Source organism: Bacteroides sp. 14(A) (assembly GCF_000526555.1).
GTDB lineage: Bacteria > Bacteroidota > Bacteroidia > Bacteroidales > Bacteroidaceae > Bacteroides > Bacteroides cellulosilyticus.
The window spans coordinates 2,593,335-2,611,451 of the sequence record NZ_JAGH01000002.1 but is presented as its reverse complement, the minus strand read 5'-3'; the positions used below and the strand labels follow the sequence as shown (position 1 = coordinate 2,611,451).

At 43.9% G+C, this 18,117-nt stretch carries 8 protein-coding genes; 7 read left to right on the top strand and 1 reads right to left on the bottom strand.

Annotation, left to right across the window (positions count from 1 at the left end; genetic code table 11):
* Positions 1 to 201 precede the first annotated feature (201 nt).
* From K429_RS0117405 to K429_RS0117375, 7 genes are all read left to right on the top strand, one after another.
* Positions 202 to 858 carry an HAD family hydrolase gene (locus K429_RS0117405; protein ID WP_026367734.1) on the top strand — a complete coding sequence of 219 codons (657 nt, stop codon included), beginning with the start codon at positions 202 to 204 and terminating at the stop codon, positions 856 to 858.
* 162 nt (positions 859 to 1,020) lie between these two features.
* Positions 1,021 to 3,504 carry a glycoside hydrolase N-terminal domain-containing protein gene (locus K429_RS0117400; RefSeq protein WP_026367733.1) on the top strand — a complete coding sequence of 828 codons (2,484 nt, stop codon included), beginning with the start codon at positions 1,021 to 1,023 and terminating at the stop codon, positions 3,502 to 3,504.
* Positions 3,505 to 3,786: 282 nt separating this feature from the next.
* On the top strand, positions 3,787 to 7,011 hold the full coding sequence (locus K429_RS0117395) for a TonB-dependent receptor (RefSeq protein WP_026367732.1): 3,225 nt from the start codon (positions 3,787 to 3,789) through the stop codon (positions 7,009 to 7,011).
* 21 nt (positions 7,012 to 7,032) lie between these two features.
* The gene (locus K429_RS0117390; protein ID WP_026367731.1) at positions 7,033 to 8,853 is read left to right on the top strand and encodes a RagB/SusD family nutrient uptake outer membrane protein; all 1,821 of its coding nucleotides are present in this window, start codon (positions 7,033 to 7,035) and stop codon (positions 8,851 to 8,853) included.
* Positions 8,854 to 8,873: 20 nt separating this feature from the next.
* Positions 8,874 to 10,445: a fibronectin type III domain-containing protein gene (locus K429_RS0117385; RefSeq protein ID WP_026367730.1), complete on the top strand. Its 1,572-nt coding sequence runs from the start codon at positions 8,874 to 8,876 to the stop codon at positions 10,443 to 10,445.
* 224 nt (positions 10,446 to 10,669) lie between these two features.
* Positions 10,670 to 11,944 (top strand): nucleoside hydrolase-like domain-containing protein, encoded by a 1,275-nt coding sequence (locus K429_RS0117380; protein ID WP_026367729.1) that lies wholly within the window; start codon positions 10,670 to 10,672, stop codon positions 11,942 to 11,944.
* 24 nt (positions 11,945 to 11,968) lie between these two features.
* On the top strand, positions 11,969 to 13,378 hold the full coding sequence (locus tag K429_RS0117375; protein WP_007212487.1) for a glycoside hydrolase family 140 protein: 1,410 nt from the start codon (positions 11,969 to 11,971) through the stop codon (positions 13,376 to 13,378).
* A 227-nt stretch (positions 13,379 to 13,605) separates the two neighbouring features.
* Here the strand turns inward: K429_RS0117375 and K429_RS0117370 are convergent, their stop codons facing one another.
* Complete coding sequence (locus tag K429_RS0117370; RefSeq protein ID WP_026367728.1) at positions 13,606 to 18,078, bottom strand: hybrid sensor histidine kinase/response regulator transcription factor; 4,473 nt, start codon at positions 18,076 to 18,078, stop codon at positions 13,606 to 13,608.
* Between the last annotated feature and the right edge of the window lie 39 nt (positions 18,079 to 18,117).

Here is an 18,117-nt window from a genome sequence, read left to right as displayed (position 1 = left end):
TAGAAAGGAATAAGACTCACCACAGATTACACAGATTGACACAGATTTTATTTTACTGATGATTAGATTAATAAATCTGTGTGAATCTGTGTAATCTGTGGTGAATTAATTCATAACCGGAAAGAAATGAATCAACTCATTACAGATTGTTTGAACGAAATGCCTTATATTTGCGTTCATAAAGAAAAGAAAGTAAGAAAAATGAAGAAACTCGTAATTTTTGATTTAGACGGTACCCTCCTAAACACCATTGCCGATCTGGCACAAAGTACCAATCATGCATTAGCCGCCTTAGGATATCCCACACATGAAGAACAAGAGTACAACTTCATGGTTGGAAATGGTATCAACAAACTTTTTGAGCGTGCTCTGCCCGAAGGAGAAAAGACGGAAAAAAATGTCCTGCGCATACGAAAAGAATTTGTACCCTATTATGACCAACATAATGCAGACAAAAGCCGCCCCTACCCCGGCATCACGGAACTTCTAACCGAACTACAGACCAAGGGAGTCCAACTTGCAGTCGCTTCCAACAAATATCAAGCAGCTACAGAGAAACTAATTGCCCACTATTTTCCTACAATTCGTTTCATCGCTGTCTTTGGCCAACGTGAAGGGGTAAACGTAAAACCCGATCCCACCGTCGTATACGATATCCTGAAAATAGCAAAGACAGCCAAAGAAGATGTTCTCTATGTAGGAGACTCCGGCGTAGACATGCAGACAGCTATCCATGCAAATATAACCTCCTGCGGAGTGACCTGGGGATTCCGCCCACGTGCTGAACTGGAAACCTTCCATCCTGACTACATTGTGGATAAAGCTGAGGAGATTATCGAGAGCGTCTTGAAAGACTAAATTCAGCCTCTACTGCCTGAATATTGCCACCGTATCAGCAAGGTCTTGCCAATAAATAGGCAAACGGTATGCATCATTTTTACTCCTTTTTAAATAGATATTACCCCTGAAAGTGCCGAAAACTGCCTAACCTTGCAACTGAAATACAAAAAATGAAAAACAATGATGAAGAAATGGTTATCGACATGCTTTGCCGCAATCTGCATAAGCAGTAGCTTGCAGGCACAGCTGGAAAATGAAACTCTCAAATTATGGTACGATGGACCCGCCACACAATGGGTAGAAGCTTTGCCACTGGGTAACGGACGTATAGGCGCCATGGTCTTTGGCGACCCTGTACACGAACAATTCCAATTGAATGAAGAAACCGTATGGGGAGGTTCTCCTTACAACAACACCAATCCCAAAGCCAAAGACGCTTTGCCACGGATCCGCCAACTCATCTTTGAGGGCAAGAATAAAGAGGCACAAGAGCTTTGCGGCCCCACCATCTGTTCGCCATCCGCCAACGGGATGCCTTATCAGACTGTAGGTTCCCTGCATCTTGACTTTGATGGAATCAGCAATTACAACGATTATTATCGTGATCTGGACATTGCAAAGGCAATAGCTACCACTCGCTTCACCACCAATGGAGTAACCTATACCCGTGAAGCCTATACTTCTTTCCCCGATCAGGTCCTGGTAATCCGCTTGACAGCTTCACAAAAGAAGAGCATCTCATTCACTGCAAAATATACCACGCCTTATAAAAGTAATGTGGTACGCAGTATCTCCTCCCGCAAAGAATTACAGTTGAGCGGAAAAGCTAACGACCACGAAGGTATCGAAGGCAAAGTGGAATTCACCGCCCTCACCCGCATAGAGAACAGTGGTGGCAGTCTGGAAGCAACATCAGACAGCACCCTGCAAGTCAAAAATGCCAATAGCGTTACATTATACGTATCCATCGGCACCAACTTCGTAAACTATAAGGATGTATCGGGCAATGCACTCAGCACTGCACAGAAATACCTGAAACAGGTCAACAAGAACTATGCGAAGAATAAAGCCGCCCATATCAATGCATATCAGAAGTACTTCAACCGAGTATCTCTGGACCTGGGGCGCAATGCTCAAGCCGACAAGCCGACAGATGTACGCGTCAAAGAGTTCAGTACAAGCTTCGATCCGCAAATGGCTGCTTTATACTTCCAATTCGGACGCTACCTGCTGATATGCAGTTCACAGCCCGGCGGGCAAGCCGCCAATCTGCAAGGTATCTGGAACTACCAGCTACGTGCTCCTTGGGATGGCAAATATACTACTGATATCAATGTAGAAATGAACTACTGGCCTGCCGAAAGTACCTCCCTGCCCGAAATGCACGAACCTTTCCTGCAATTAGTAAAAGAAGCAGCCATACAAGGGCGCGAAAGTGCCGCCATGTACGGTTGTCGCGGTTGGACATTGCATCACAATACGGATATCTGGCGTAGCACCGGTGCCGTAGACGGACCAAGCTACGGAGTATGGCCCACTTGTAACGCTTGGTTCTGCCAGCATCTGTGGGATCGTTACCTCTTCTCCGGCGACAAAAACTATCTAGCCGAAGTATACCCCCTGATGCGTGGTGCCTGCGAATTCTACCTCGATTTTTTGGTACGTGAACCCGAGAATAACTGGCTGGTAGTAGCCCCCTCCTATTCTCCTGAAAACAGTCCCGTAGTAAATGGCAAACGTACATTTGTTGTAGTTGCCGGAACCACGATGGACAATCAGATGGTTTACGATTTATTCTACAATACGATTGCCGCTGCCGGTTTAATGAACGAAAACACCGCTTTCACCGACAGTTTACAGACTGTAGTTAACAATTTAGCCCCTATGCAGGTAGGCCGTTGGGGACAGTTACAGGAGTGGATGCACGACTGGGATAATCCCAAAGATCGTCATCGCCATGTTTCTCATCTCTGGGGTTTGTATCCGGGACGCCAAATCAGTGCCTACAACTCTCCCATCCTGTTTGAAGCTGCCAAGAAGTCTTTAACAGGTCGTGGCGATCACTCTACCGGTTGGTCAATGGGTTGGAAAGTGTGCCTGTGGGCACGTCTGCTCGATGGTAACCATGCCTATAAACTGATAACCGAACAGTTGCACCCCACTACCGATGAAAAGGGACAAAACGGTGGTACTTATCCGAACCTGTTTGATGCACACCCGCCTTTCCAGATTGACGGTAACTTTGGCTGTTCTGCCGGTATTGCCGAAATGTTCGTTCAGAGCCATGACGGAGCTATCCATCTTCTTCCGGCATTGCCCGACGTATGGAAACAGGGAACATTGAAAGGTATCCGTTGCCGTGGCGGCTTTACAGTGAAAGAGATGAAGTGGGAAAACGGAGAATTACAAACAGCCGTTATCACTTCCAATATTGGCGGTACACTCCGCATACGGACCCAGATTCCTTTGTATCTGAATGGGGAAAAATTGACTCCAAGTGTCCAAGAGGTATCTGACAACCCACTATTACAATCACAGAGCATCCGCAAACCACTGATTGCTGCCAATGCACCGGTTTGCATACCGGAATATGCACAGACTTATGTGTATGATATCGAAACAAATGCAGGAAACGAATACATTCTGACCGCAAGAAATCAATAAGAATAAATAGTAACCAAAACTATAGGGATACCGGCAAAAGTCAGTCGTCACTATGTTAAAACGTCAAGAGGGGAGCAATAAACTCCCCTCTTTTCTGTTATATAACATCATTTAGATAACTCACAAAAACATTATAGACAGTAAATAACAAAAAATACCACCCTAAAAACAGATATTACACATATATATTTTCACATCCCTATACATTTGCAGCAACGAATTAACAGTGTGCCCGAACACACATAACGAAAAAAATCATACTTAATTAATAACATGCAAAGAATGTCTAACAAAATGAAAAACATGCGCGCCGCGCTACTATTCTGTTTAGTAGCCGTGATATCGCTTAGCGTATCAGCGCAAAATGTAACCGTAACAGGTACTGTGACAGACAAGACGGGAGAAACCGTTATCGGTGCTTCCGTAGTACAGAAAGGGAATACCAGCAACGGTACTATTACCGATATTGATGGTAATTTCTCCCTTAGTGTTCCCGCCAATTCCACATTGGTATTCTCTTATGTGGGTATGACTTCTCAGGAAATACCCCTGAAAGGCAAAACAAAAGTTGAAGTAGTTATGGAAGACGATGCACAGGCTTTGGAAGAGGTTGTGGTTATCGGTTACGGTACAGCAAAGCGTAAAGACCTGACCGGCTCCGTTGCCACCGTAAGCTCTGAGACACTAGCTGCTGTTCCTGTTGCTTCTGCTACCGAAGCATTGCAAGGTAAAATGGCCGGTGTACAAATTACCACCACGGAAGGTTCACCCGACGCAACAATGTCTATCCGTGTGCGCGGTGGTGGCTCTATCACACAGAGCAACGAACCACTGTTTATTGTTGACGGTTTCCCGGTAGAAAGTATCTCCGACATACCTCCCACTGACATTGAAGACATCACAGTTCTGAAAGATGCCTCCTCCACAGCCATTTACGGTTCACGTGGTGCCAACGGTGTAATCATTGTGACCACCAAGAGCGGAAAAGAAGGTAAAATGAGTGTCAGCTATAATGCTTACTATAGCTGGAAGAAAGTAGCTAATAAACTGGACGTGCTCTCAGCCAGAGATTATGCCAATTGGCAATATGAATTGGGGCTGCTAACGGATAAGGCAGACAAATATTCCCAGTATTTTGGCAACTATCAGGACTTGGATATGTATGATGATGTAGCCACTAACGACTGGCAAGATCTGACATTTGGCCGCACCGGACATACTTTCAATCATAACATCAGCCTGAATGGTGGTAGTGATAAGATGAAATATGCTTTCAGTTATTCGCACATGGATGATAAAGCCATCATGCAGATGTCCGACTTCAAACGCGACAATGCGAATCTGAAATTAAGCCACAAGCCCATTAAGAACATAACCATTGACCTCAGTGCACGTTTCTCACGTACTAAGATTAATGGTGGTGGTGCCAACGACGCCAACAGTTCGCTGAATACTGACAAGCGACTGAAATATGCCGTACAATACACCCCATTCCCGGTTCCCGGCTTGTCCGATGAACTCAACTCCGACAACGAAGAGCCCAGTTCCTTGCTGATTAATCCATTGACTTCATTAATTGATAACGATACCCGCAAAGAACGCACTACTTATAATCTTGGTGCAGGCTTTACTTGGGAAATCATCAAGAACCTACGTTTCAAATCTGAATTCGGTTACGATGACTATCGCTACAATACTGATAGATATTATGGTCCCAGTACCTATTACGTACGTAACACTCCCTCCTCTACCAATCAGGGAAAACCGGCTGTAACACTGACTCGTCAAAGTCGCAGTACTATTCGTAATACGAATACCGTGAACTACGACTTTAAAAAGCTGATTAAAGACGAAAAGCATCACTTAAATGCCTTGATTGGCCAAGAATATGTGATAGCCAAAAATAACAAAATCACCAATACTTCACATGGCTTCCCCAGCACCTTTACTGCGGACGACTGCATTAACCTGATGACCCAGGGAACTCCTTTTGAAATCACCAATTATTCGGATCCGAATGACGTATTGCTTTCTTATTTCGGCCGTTTGAATTATGACTATGACAGTAAATATTTGTTCAGCGGAACGTTCCGCGCCGACGGCTCTTCCAAGTTTGCCCGCGGCAACCGTTGGGGATATTTCCCGTCAGCCGCCTTGGCTTGGCGTGTATCTTCCGAACCATTTATGGAAAGCACCCACAATTGGTTGGACGACTTGAAGCTTCGTTTCAGCTATGGTACTGCAGGCAATAATAATATCCCGTCCGGACAATTAAATCAGGAATACGAAGCCAAGGCTACTACCTGGATCAACGGCTATCCCTCTTACTGGGCTCCTTCCAAAACAATGTCTAACCCGGACTTAACTTGGGAAACCACCATTACCCGAAACCTTGGTTTGGACTACACCCTGCTGGGAGGCAAACTAAGCGGTACCTTGGAAGCTTACTGGAACACTACGAAAGATTTGTTGATTCTGTTCCCTACCTCGGGTACAGGTTATGACAACCAATACCGCAACATGGGTGAAACAGAAAACAAAGGTTTCGAAGCTTCCGTTAACTGGATAGCCATCGACAAAAAGAACTTCGGCTTGAGCTTCGGAGCAAACATCAGTTTCAACAAGAACAAAATCAAATCATTGGGTTCACTGAAAACCATGTCCAACGACTTGACACAATCCTACTGGGCTTCCTCCGAAATCGGTCAGGACTATTGGATAGAAGTAGGAGGCAGTGTAGGCAAAATGTATGGCTATGTAAGCGATGGCCGTTACGAAGTATCCGATTTCGAAAGATATGACGAAGTGACCGAAACCTGGATTTTGAGAGACGGAGTAAGTTCTTCTTCTGCTGTAGGAACAGCCCGTCCGGGTATGATGAAGCTGAAAGACTTGGATAACAGCGGTGATGCGAACGGTTCTGATGACAAAAGAGTGATTGGTGATGCGAACCCTCTGCATACCGGCGGTTTCAATATCAATGCACGCCTCTATGGATTCGACCTGACTGCCAACTTCAACTGGAGTTATGGAAACGACATCTACAATGCCAATAAGATAGAGTACACCAGCACTTCGAAGTATCTATACCGTAACCTGACTTCCGACATGGCAGGAGGGAAACGCTGGAACAATGTAGATGCGGCAGGTAATTTGGTAACGAATATGGCTCAACTGGCCGAAATGAACCAAAACACCACCATGTGGTCTCCGTATACCGACAAGTACATCTTCTCCGACTGGGCTGTTGAAGACGGTTCATTCCTCCGCCTGAATACACTTACCTTAGGCTACACAATGCCTACAACGTTAGTGAAGAAAGTCGGGATCAACAACCTGCGTTTCTACGTAACAGCCTACAACGTATTCTGTCTGACAAGTTATAGTGGTTATGATCCGGAAGTATCTACCAGCCGCCGTAACGGAAGTAATCTGACCCCGGGTGTCGATTACTCGGCCTATCCAAAGAGCCGCCAATTCGTAGTTGGCTTAAATCTTAATTTCTAACTCTACAAATAATAGAAAGTAATGAAAAAATTAATATATATATCACTCCTGGCATCAGCCAGTCTATTCGCCTCTTGCGAAGACCTACTGGATGCCCCAAGCAAGTCATCCATGGATGAAACCATCATCTTCAATACTGAAGCCTTGGCCGATGCAGCTGTCATGGGCATTCACCAGTCATTTGGCGAAACTAATTCTTACCGAGGACGCTACCTCGCTTATTTCGGTGTAAATACAGATTGCGAGATATTCAATAACTCCGGAATGAACAATGTAGAAACAGATAAGGAAGGTTCTTTGGTGACCTATTCTGCCAAGCCAGACAATACGTATATGAATACAGACAACAATGCATGGGCAAAATTGTACGAAGCCATCGAACGTGCCAACAAAGGCATTAAAGCTATGCGTGAAAACAGTGATTTGACCAATACTAATATGGCCCAACTATATGGTGAATTGTTGACCTTACGTGCATTTATTTATTTCGATTTGATAAAAGCCTGGGGAGACGTGCCCGCACGTTTCGAACCTATCACTTCCGAAACTATCTATGTTGAAAAGTCCGACCGTATGGTTGTTATCAATCAAATCCTTGCCGACTTACTGGAAGCCGAAAGCTATCTGGGATGGCCGAATGAAAACAAATATACCCAATCCACAGAGCGTGTCAGCAAAACATTTGCCAAAGGACTGCGTGCACGCATCGCCTTATTTGCAGCCGGATATTCGCAACATCCTGACGGCATCCGCTACAACTTGGAAGATGCTGCGCAAAGGCAAGCCATGTATCAGATTGCTAAAGACGAATGTGTGAGTATCATCACTCAGGGATATAACAAACTGGGAACTTTTGAAGAGAATTTCCGTCAATTGTGCCAGGAAACGGGTACTGCCGGTTTGGAATCAATCTGGGAAATACCGTTCTCTGATGGTCGCGGGCGCGTAATCTACACTTGGGGTGTAAAGCACGAGAATGCCAACCAGTGGACAGCACTGAATAAAGGTGGATACAATGGCCCTACCCCGAACTTGTTCTATGACTACGATGTGGACGATGTACGCCGTGATATCACCTGCATACCTTATAAATGGACAGGTACTGGCACAGCCATCAAGGAGCCCAACAAATGTTTTGGCGGATGGAGCTTTGGTAAACTCCGTTTCGAATGGTTGAACCGTATCGTTACTTCTACAAATGATGACGGAATGAACTGGCAGGTTATGCGTTATGCCGACATCTACCTGATGGCTGCCGAAGCTATCAACGAACTGGATAATCCGACCAGTGCAGCCCCTTATCTGAAGCCGATTCTGGATCGCTCTTATCCTGCCGCCAAAGCAACAGCTATTCTGACAGCAGCCAGTGCTAGTAAGACAGCTTTCTTCAACGAAATCGTGGATCAGCGCAAATTTGAATTCGCAGGAGAAGCTCTCCGCAAAGTCGACTTAATCCGCTGGAATATGTTAGGATCAAAACTGAAAGAGACAAAAGAGAAGATGACCCGACTGACCAACCGTGAAGGAGAATACGCTGACCTTCCCGCCAAGATTTATTATAATGAAGGACTGGATGCCGCCAGCAACGATGCCGATACTTACGTCATCTATGGCTTGAACCACGGTGAAACCGATGAAGAAGGCAAAGCAATGGTAGATGCAGGAAAGTTCTCCACCAGCAAATCATGGATTTACTCATCGGAGGAGTCAAGCATTGCTACAACAACAAAGTTCATCTCCCAGCTTTACGTCAACGACCCCGATACGAAGCAGTTCTGGCCCATCTGGCAAGTGTTCCTCGATGCAAGTAACGGCACATTAACCAATGATTATAATTATTAATCTTATCACTCTGAACAAATATGAAAAATAAATTCAAAAATATAGCCCTGATATGTGGAGTCGGCTTAATGGCATTTGCTGCAAGCTGCTCTGATCTTGACGACGAAATCAAAAGCTCAAGCTACGACCGCCTATTCTCTCCAACTGCCGTGGAGGCCCGGGTACAAAACAAAACGAATGTACGCCTCGGTTGGACCAAAGTATTGGGAGCCGATTCTTATGTCATTGAACTCTTCGCCAATGACAGTCTACAGTTTGAAGGCTCTCCTGTAACCACTTACAATGAGGTTACCGACAACCCATACACCATTACAGGATTGGATGGCGAAACTAAATATTCGGCTCGTATCAAGGCCGTTGGAGAAAAGATATCCGAATCTAAATGGACAGGAGTTTTCTTCAAAACCGATGCAGAGCAAATTCTTGAAGCTGTTACGGACGACGATATCACTTCTAGCACCGTTACTTTGAGATGGCCCGCAGGAACAGCTGTTACAGCCATCGCAATTAGTGGAGGATTGGAAGAAACCCGTACCTTGTCTGCCGAAGAAATAGCAGCGGGCACTGCAACTATCACAGGTTTAACTTATGAGACGAAATACACTTTCAACATCATGAATGGTACAAAATCTCGTGGTAAAGTAACCGTTACTACCATGCCCGATTATATTCCGGCATATCCAGGTGACGACCTCCAAGCCAAAATTGATGCAGCGGAAGAAGGGGCAACCATTATGCTTCTTCCATCTAAAGACGGTTCCACCAATCAGTTTATCTACCTAGATAATGAAACGGGAGATGCTTCGACTAAAGAGTTGACAATCAGCAAGAACATTGCAATCAAATGCCTCGGTACGAAGCCGGTGGAAGCACAGATTAAATTTGTATTAGAAGGTACAGACGGATTTACAACGGAAAACATCAAATTCATCGGTGTATCGGCAGACATTCTGATCAAAACAAGTAACTGTTCCGGAACAATCATAGTCAATAATATAGAAGCAAGCGGATTCGGCAACTTTGTTGTTGACCCGGGAACAAACACTTGTAAAGTAGATGAATTTACCGTGACCAATAGTTATTTCCACGATATGTGTTCCAGCAAACGTTTTGTTGATTCACAGAAGAAAAAATGTGCCATCATGCTCTTCAACATGAAAAATTGTACTGTAGCTAATTCCTGTTCAGGTTCTGACTTTTTACGTTTTGACTACAATGCCAACGCAGCAGGTATGATTATCAACTTCGAGAACAATACACTCTACAAGATTGAAGCTACTTCAAAAGGTCTGTTCTATATTCGTTCAAACAGTAATGGCGATAAAGCATTTACTGCAAATATCAAGAATAATGTCTTTGCGGAAATGGGAGAAAAAGTATTCTTCAGTCAGGATGCTAAGACGGACAACCTTATATTCAACAACAACAACTATTTCAACACTCCATCTCTGGTAGTCAACCCTGATGGTGGTTCAGGCAAGGTATTTGATACCACGGGCTTATCATTGAACCCAGAATTCAAGGATGCTGCCAACAATGATTTCACTATCACAAATGAGACATTAATTGACAAAAATATCGGAAATATCTGATAGGTAGACAAAGTTATAAATATCATAGAATAAGAGGCTGAATTCAAAAATTCAGCCTCTTATCTTTTCTTGCTATTTTAATCATTTCTTTATGTGATATTATCATCATTTACTCCAAAAGGAACAATATTTCCTCCTCTTTATAGCTATAAACTTCTATTTTTGCATACACATAAGTACAAACCACTATTGACGGAACATTTAAAATTAAAAGAATCTATATCATGAAGAAACTCTTTTTAGTCTTCTCTATTTTAACTGCCTCTATAACTGTTATGGGGCAACAGCCTATTCCGGTTAAGCCTCGCATTCTTATCAGTACGGACATAGGTGGCACAAATCCGGACGACAATCAATCAATGGCACACTTCCTTATGTACAGTGAGATGTTCGAAACAGAAGGATTAGTATCTTCTCCCTCCTATGGACACGGAAGTAAACAGAATCTTCTGGACATGATAGACCTATACGAAAAAGATCTGCCCAAGTTGAAAAAATACATAAAGGGCTTCCCGTCACCGGATGCCTTACGAGCCATCTGCAAACAAGGAAGACAAGGAGCAGCCCCATTCAAAGGTTATACTACTGCCACAGAGGGTTCTGATTGGATCATTAAATGTGCCAGAAAAGAAAGTACCCGGCCCTTATGGATACTCGTATGGGGCGGACTCGATGACTTAGCACAAGCTCTACATGATGCTCCGGACATTCAAAATAAAATAAGAGTATACTGGATTGGCGGACCGAATAAAAAATGGAGTACCAATAGTTATGTATACATTGTCGAGAATTTCCCCAACCTTTGGTTCATCGAGGCCAATGCTTCCTATCGTGGATTCATAACCAATGACAAACAACCTGGTAAATTCAACAAAGACTATTACGATGAATGTATCCGTGGAGCCGGATATCTGGGAAAAGACTATATAAAATATTACGATGGAAAAGTCAAGATGGGAGATACCCCATCACTACTTTACATGATGGATGGTGATCCGAATAATCCTCAGAAAGAAAGCTGGGGAGGGAGTTTCGAGAAATTCACTCATAGCCCAAGAGTCATTTTCAACCGGAGTACTACCCTGAAAGATACGGTTCCGGTATATGCCATCATTGAATTCCGCATAAAGGGACCGGAAATGAATATCCCCGCTGACTCAACCTGTTTCACCATGACAACAGATGGTCAGGACTGGGACGGTTTCTATCTGGGTAATGGTGAATATGCCGTCAGATATGCTCCTAAATCTACCGCAGTCCTAACCTACAAGATTACCTCTGATATTCCGGGATTTCCGGAACAAACCGGAGAGTTCGTCGTAAATAACACATGGCCCGGAAAGATTGATGCCGATGACTATAAATTAGGAGATTATTGGTATACAGACCGAAATGACGCAAACCTGTTTGAAGGAAAATGGCAGGGAAGTAAAACGGTATCCAAATGGAGAAAAGATGTTCTGCAAGACTGGGCCAAGCGTTGGGAATTGCTTAAATAAATACATATTCTAAAAAATAATAGCATGAAGAGAATACTATTCTATCTATGTTTTACCTGCTTTTTTTATCAGGTGTTTTCACAATCACACAACCTCCCTTGGAAAAATGGAGCCTTGCAAATATCCAGCAACTCCCGTTACCTTCAGCATACGAATGGCTCTCCCTTCTTCTGGCTCGGAGATACCGGTTGGCTGCTTCCTGAAAGGTTGAACCGGGATGAAGCGGAATACTATCTTGAACAATGTAAACAAGCAGGCTTCAACGTAGTACAGGTACAAACCATCAACGGAGTACCTGCCATGAACTTTTATGGACAATCGTCTATGCCGGATGGATTTGATTTCTCCAATATCAACCGACCGGGTATATATGGATATTGGGATCATATGGATTTTATCATCGATGCCGCCGCCCGCAGAGGGATTTATATCGGCATGGTCTGCATCTGGGGCGGGCTGGTAAAAAGTGGAAAAATGAATGTGGAAGAAGCCAAGGCTTATGGTACTTTTCTCGCCAACCGTTACAAAGATCGCCCCAACATCATCTGGATGATTGGCGGAGATATCTATGGAAACATCAAAACCGAAGTCTGGAACATGCTTGCCAACACCATTAAATCCATTGATAAGAACCATCTCATGACTTTCCATCCCTTCGGAAGGACACTCTCGGCAGAATGGTTCAACGATGCCCCCTGGCTGGATTTCAATATGTTCCAAAGTGGACACCGCCGCTACGGACAAAGCAAAGATGACAAAAAGACACTGTTACCACAAGGCACAGAAGAAGACAACTGGCGATATGTGGAACATAGTCTTGCTCAAAAGCCACTACGTCCGGTTATTGATGGAGAGCCGTCTTATGAAGCCATTCCCCAAGGACTTCACGACCCTAAGGAAGGTTTCTGGAAAGACAACGATGTACGCAGATATGCTTACTGGTCGGTTTTTGCCGGTTCATTCGGTCATACGTACGGTCATAGCTCTATCATGCAATTCCTAAAGCCGGGAGTTAATCCAGCCTACGGTGCTACCAAATTATGGTATGAAGCCCTGAAAGATCCCGGATTCAACCAGATGCAATATTTGAAAAAACTGATACTTGCTTTTCCCTTCTTTGAAAGAGTAGCCGACCAAAGTTGCATAGCCGACAATAACGGTACAAAGTATGAACGTCTCATTGCAACACGTGGCAACGACTATATGTTAGTGTACAACTATACCGGACGCCCCATGAAAATAGACCTCAGCAAGATTCATGGAAAGACTAAAAAGGCTTGGTGGTATTCACCACGCAATGCAGAGCTATCTTATATCGGTGAGTTTAGTTCAAAAGTAGAAACGTTCCAGCCTGAAGGTGGTCATTCAAACGGCAATGACTGGGTACTCATCCTAACAGACGGAACCCGGAAGTATATAGAAGCATTGCAATAGATAGTTTTAATAAAAACAAGAGGATGTCCCTGAAGACATCCTCTTAACCCTAACCAGTCATAATTTCTTGAATTCAAGTAATTATCATCTTCTTACCTTTACGACACGGGCAAAAGTATATAGAAAATACAAAATGTAACTCCATAAATCAGTATTTTCTGCATTATTTAGCAATCAATTGTTTATCAGCCTTATACAAGACTACAAAGATGTCCGTTTTGATGAATTCATGTATTTTTTGACGAATTGATCTTATTCATTCCCTTATCCCGATACTCCGTCGGAGTCATTCCCATCTTCTGTTTGAAGCATTTGCTGAAATAACGGGGATCATTAATACCCACCATATAAGAGATCTGAGTCATGGAATATTCTCCGGTTTCAATGAATTGCACAGCACGCTTGATACGCATTTCCTTAATAAACTCAATAGGTGCCAAACCAGTCAGTGTCTTCAGTTTCTTAAAGAAGACTGAACGGCTGACTGCCAGTTCCTGCACCAAATCGTCTACTACCAATTCTCCATTATCCATATTCTTCTCCATCAGTTCCACCAGTTTGTCCATAAACTTACGATCGTTCGGGGACATTTCCGGTCCTTGCTCTTCTACGGTTTCTTCCGTTAAGTCAACCGTTGCATTTCCCGTCATCAGGTTATCCCGATAGATACCCTGTAACTTTCGGCGCTGTGTGAGCAGATTCTTTACGCGTGCTTTCAGATAAGTGGCACTGAACGGCTTAGTGATGTAATCGTCCGCTCCATACTCCAACCCCTCCAATTTGCTTTCAATGGAAGTCTTAGCCGTCAACAATACAATGGGAATATGACTGGTGGTCATATCGGCACGCAGTTCACGCGTCATGGTGATGCCATCTTTTCCGGGCATCATTACATCACTAATAATGATATCCGGAAGGAATTTCAAAGCTTTACTCCAACCTTGCATACCATCCACTGCTTCCACGATTCTGTACTCAGAAGCAAAGATGCTGCGCAGGAACAAACGGAGTTCCGAATTATCTTCCACAAGCAACATAGTCCCTTTGGCGTCCATACTCTCTTCCGATTCCTCCTCTATATTCTCTTCTCCAGAAGATTCCGGTATTTCACTAAGAATATCGGTCACTTGTTCTATAACTCCCATACCCACCGTAGCATCATCTTGCAAGAATTCCACCGATTCATCATAGTGTTCTTTACCTTTCAGGAAGTCCACCTTAAAGCAGCTTCCCTCTCCTAACTTACTATCAACGGTAATGGTCGCCTTATGCATTTCTACCAATTCCTTCACCAATGACAAACCGATACCGGTGCTGGACTGATTGAACAGATTGCGGTCTACCAGATTCTCAAAACGGACAAACAGCGACTTTTTCTTATTATCTGCAATACCTATTCCCTGGTCTTCCACACTTACGGAAACTGATTTCTCATCTTCGCGCACAAGCACCGTGATCATCTTTCCATTCGGAGTGTATTTAAAAGCATTGGAAAGCAGATTGAACACAATCTTCTCAAATTTATCCGCATCTACCCAAAGATACAATTCTTCCTTCTCCGTTTCAAACAGGAAGTCTATCTGATGTTCTTCGGCAACAGACTCGAAGTTCGCCATGATCTTGCGAGTAAAAGCCACTACATCCATACGTTGAACCTGCATCTTCATTTTCCGGTTCTGTATCTTCCGGAAGTCCAGTATCTGGTTGATAAGCCTCAACATGCGGTTCGTATTCCGTTCTACCACCTGTAACTGTTCACGGGCATCATCCGGAAGTTTGGTATTCCCCAGTATATATTCCACAGGCCCTGAAATCAAAGTCAGCGGAGTGCGCAGTTCATGAGAGATATCAGTAAAGAAACGCAGTTTCATATCCGTCATTTGTTGCTCGACGGACACCTCATGCTTCAAACGATAAATAGTGAACAAGATATACACCGCCGCTACAATAATCATGATGAAGAAAAGCACATACAGGAAATAAGCAAACGGAGTTTCCCAGAAGGAAGGTAGTATCTCAATGTCCAATGTACGCGTGTTTTCAGTCCATATACCGTCACTGTTGGTAGAACGGACTTTAAAGACATAATGCCCTTTTGGTAAGTTGGTATAAGTAGCTACACGCTGTTTACCTACATAGTTCCAGGCCTTTTCAAAACCTTCCAGGATATAAGCATACTGTATTTCGGAAGGTGCGGAATAGTCGAGTGCAGCAAACTGTATGGTGAAAATATTCTCCCGATGCGACAGTACCAATTCTTTGGTATCATCCAATCCCTGTTTCAGTACGGAACCCTGTCCCGGCACCACGTCCACATTCGCCACCAACAATTTGGAAAAAACCATCGGCGGCACATAATTACTCTTCCCGATGGAATCGGGATTGAAATAGAAAATACCTGTACTTGCCCCGAAAAGTATATTACCCGAAGCAGTATATTCCGAAGCCGCTTCACTGAAACGTACCCGGAAAAATATCTCCTTATCGGCATAATTCTCAAATTTCTCTTTGGAAGGAATAAACTTACTGATACCGTTTTCCGAACTGAGCCATAAATTACCGGCTTTATCCTCCTGTATGGAAAGCAACACATCCGAAGGCAAACCGTCCTGTACCGTATAAGACTTAAAACAGGCATTACCGCTCTCATCCAGCGATACTAACTTATTCAGTCCTCCGCCAAATGTTGCAATAAAGAGTTCCTTATTCCGGGTAGATACAATCCAATGCACATCATTATTGCTTAGGCTATGCTCATTGTCCGGAACACGCAGGAAATGACGGAACTTCACATCTTCGGGATTCTTGAAGTCTGCATCCATCATCAAGGCGCCCACGGTAGTTCCTATCCAGATATGCCCCTGATCATCACCTGTTATAAAACGGGCCTTGTAACAATAATCAATAGGATATCCTTTCAGGTTATTACGATGGTTCACAAAAATCTCTTTACCACCCTGATTGTGCGCCATATAGTTGATGCCGCCTGCAAATGTAGCAATCCAGATGCGTCCATGCTTATCTTCGTATACACAATAAACATTGTCGTCACTCAAACTATAAATATCACCTTCCTGATGCTGATAACGGGTCAGCTTATAGTGATAGCTATCTTTCTGCTTTTCAGCTTTCACCAGGCCATCCCCTTTGGTTGCAATCCAGAAATTCTGTTTACTGTCCTGCAAAATGAAATAAACATTACCACGCAACGGAGTGCCGCTGTGCGACACAGTACCGTTTTCGGTCAGATAGCCCTTATTTACACGGTTCTTATCATATATCCGTAGTTTACCATCTTTCAAGCCTACCCATAAATTCTGGTCAGCATCTTCGCAAAGGGCACGTACTTCGTTGCTCAATGACTCATAATCGTGTGGTACCGGCGTTACGATACCAAACTGAGATGGACGGAAAGTGACCTTCTCCAATCCCTTAGAGTGAGTGCACATCCATAGATTCCCCTGATTGTCGGAAAAGGCAGTATGTATTTTATTGGAAAAGCGCCAGTCATGCCCTGACAACTCATTATAGAACGGACGCAGACTATTACTTTCACGGTCAAAATATGAAAAACCGCCGCCATACGGATGTACCCAAAGCATGCCGTTGATATCTTCATGCGCATGGAAAGCCGGACGAGAACGGTCCGTACTGGTAGGTTCCACAGCTATTACTTCACGCTTCAAGACCTGTGTACGCGGATTAAAGTGTACCACTGTACCCGGAATATGTTGCTCGAACCATACTTCCGATGCTTTATCTACATAAGTACCATGAATCGGCGCATCAGGAAAACGGGAGGCAGGGAAGTGTTCTGTCTTCTTTGTATCACATTTATAAGTAAAGAATCCGTCTTTTGAAGTGGTCAGTATGATCTCATTGCCATCTATATGATTGATTGACACAATGTGGGATGAAACCGGCAGACTCAGCAACAAGAACTGCCCGCTCTCCTTCTGATAGCGCCATACACGCCCGTTATCCGATCCGAAATAGATTTCGGGACCATGCTCCAAACAGGAATAAAAAGCTTGCCCGCCTTTCTTCTCACGCTCTGCTGTCTCTGCAAAATAAAAGACCGGTGATTTCTCTCCGGGTGCCAACATCCCTAATCCGTTATCAGACAATATCCATTCATTACCTGCCCGGTCCTCATATACCTGAAACACACGTGAGGCAGAAAACTGTCCCGATTGGGTAGAATAATATTGGGAGGTCAGGCTATAATCCTGTGGATCAGTTGCCACCCGGATCACCCCTTCAGTCTCCGTCAGCAACCATACCGAACCACCCGGAAGGACTTTGATATTTGTTATATTGGCTGTGCCCCCCTCTTCATCATCACCCGGCGCACGCTCAAACGTTTCCGTACGGGGATTGAAGCGATAGGCGTGATTGTCATAGGTTTGTAGCCAAAGGAAGCCATACTTGTCTTCCAGCATATGATCTATACGATTATGACTCAACACGATACGATTATCAAGACGTGCCTTATATGTTTTAAATGAATAACCATTGAACTTATTAATGCCATCCCAAGTAGCAAGCCAGATATTTCCCTTGCGGTCTTGCAGGATGCTCATTACTGTATTTTGAGAAAGTCCGTCTTCAGACGAATAATGGGTGAAAAAACAATCCGGCTGCGCTTTTACTGACAACACACCTATCAACCCAAGGATCAGATATAAGATTTTTTTCATAATAACAGGCTTATTCTATGCGGTAAAGATAAGTATTTC

Coding starts and splice junctions, on each gene's coding strand:
- K429_RS0117405 (WP_026367734.1), top strand. CDS start 202: ATGAAGAAACTCGTAATTTTTGATTTAGACGGTACCCTCCTAAACACC.
- K429_RS0117400 (WP_026367733.1), top strand. CDS start 1,021: ATGATGAAGAAATGGTTATCGACATGCTTTGCCGCAATCTGCATAAGC.
- K429_RS0117395 (WP_026367732.1), top strand. CDS start 3,787: ATGTCTAACAAAATGAAAAACATGCGCGCCGCGCTACTATTCTGTTTA.
- K429_RS0117390 (WP_026367731.1), top strand. CDS start 7,033: ATGAAAAAATTAATATATATATCACTCCTGGCATCAGCCAGTCTATTC.
- K429_RS0117385 (WP_026367730.1), top strand. CDS start 8,874: ATGAAAAATAAATTCAAAAATATAGCCCTGATATGTGGAGTCGGCTTA.
- K429_RS0117380 (WP_026367729.1), top strand. CDS start 10,670: ATGAAGAAACTCTTTTTAGTCTTCTCTATTTTAACTGCCTCTATAACT.
- K429_RS0117375 (WP_007212487.1), top strand. CDS start 11,969: ATGAAGAGAATACTATTCTATCTATGTTTTACCTGCTTTTTTTATCAG.
- K429_RS0117370 (WP_026367728.1), bottom strand. CDS start 18,078: ATGAAAAAAATCTTATATCTGATCCTTGGGTTGATAGGTGTGTTGTCA.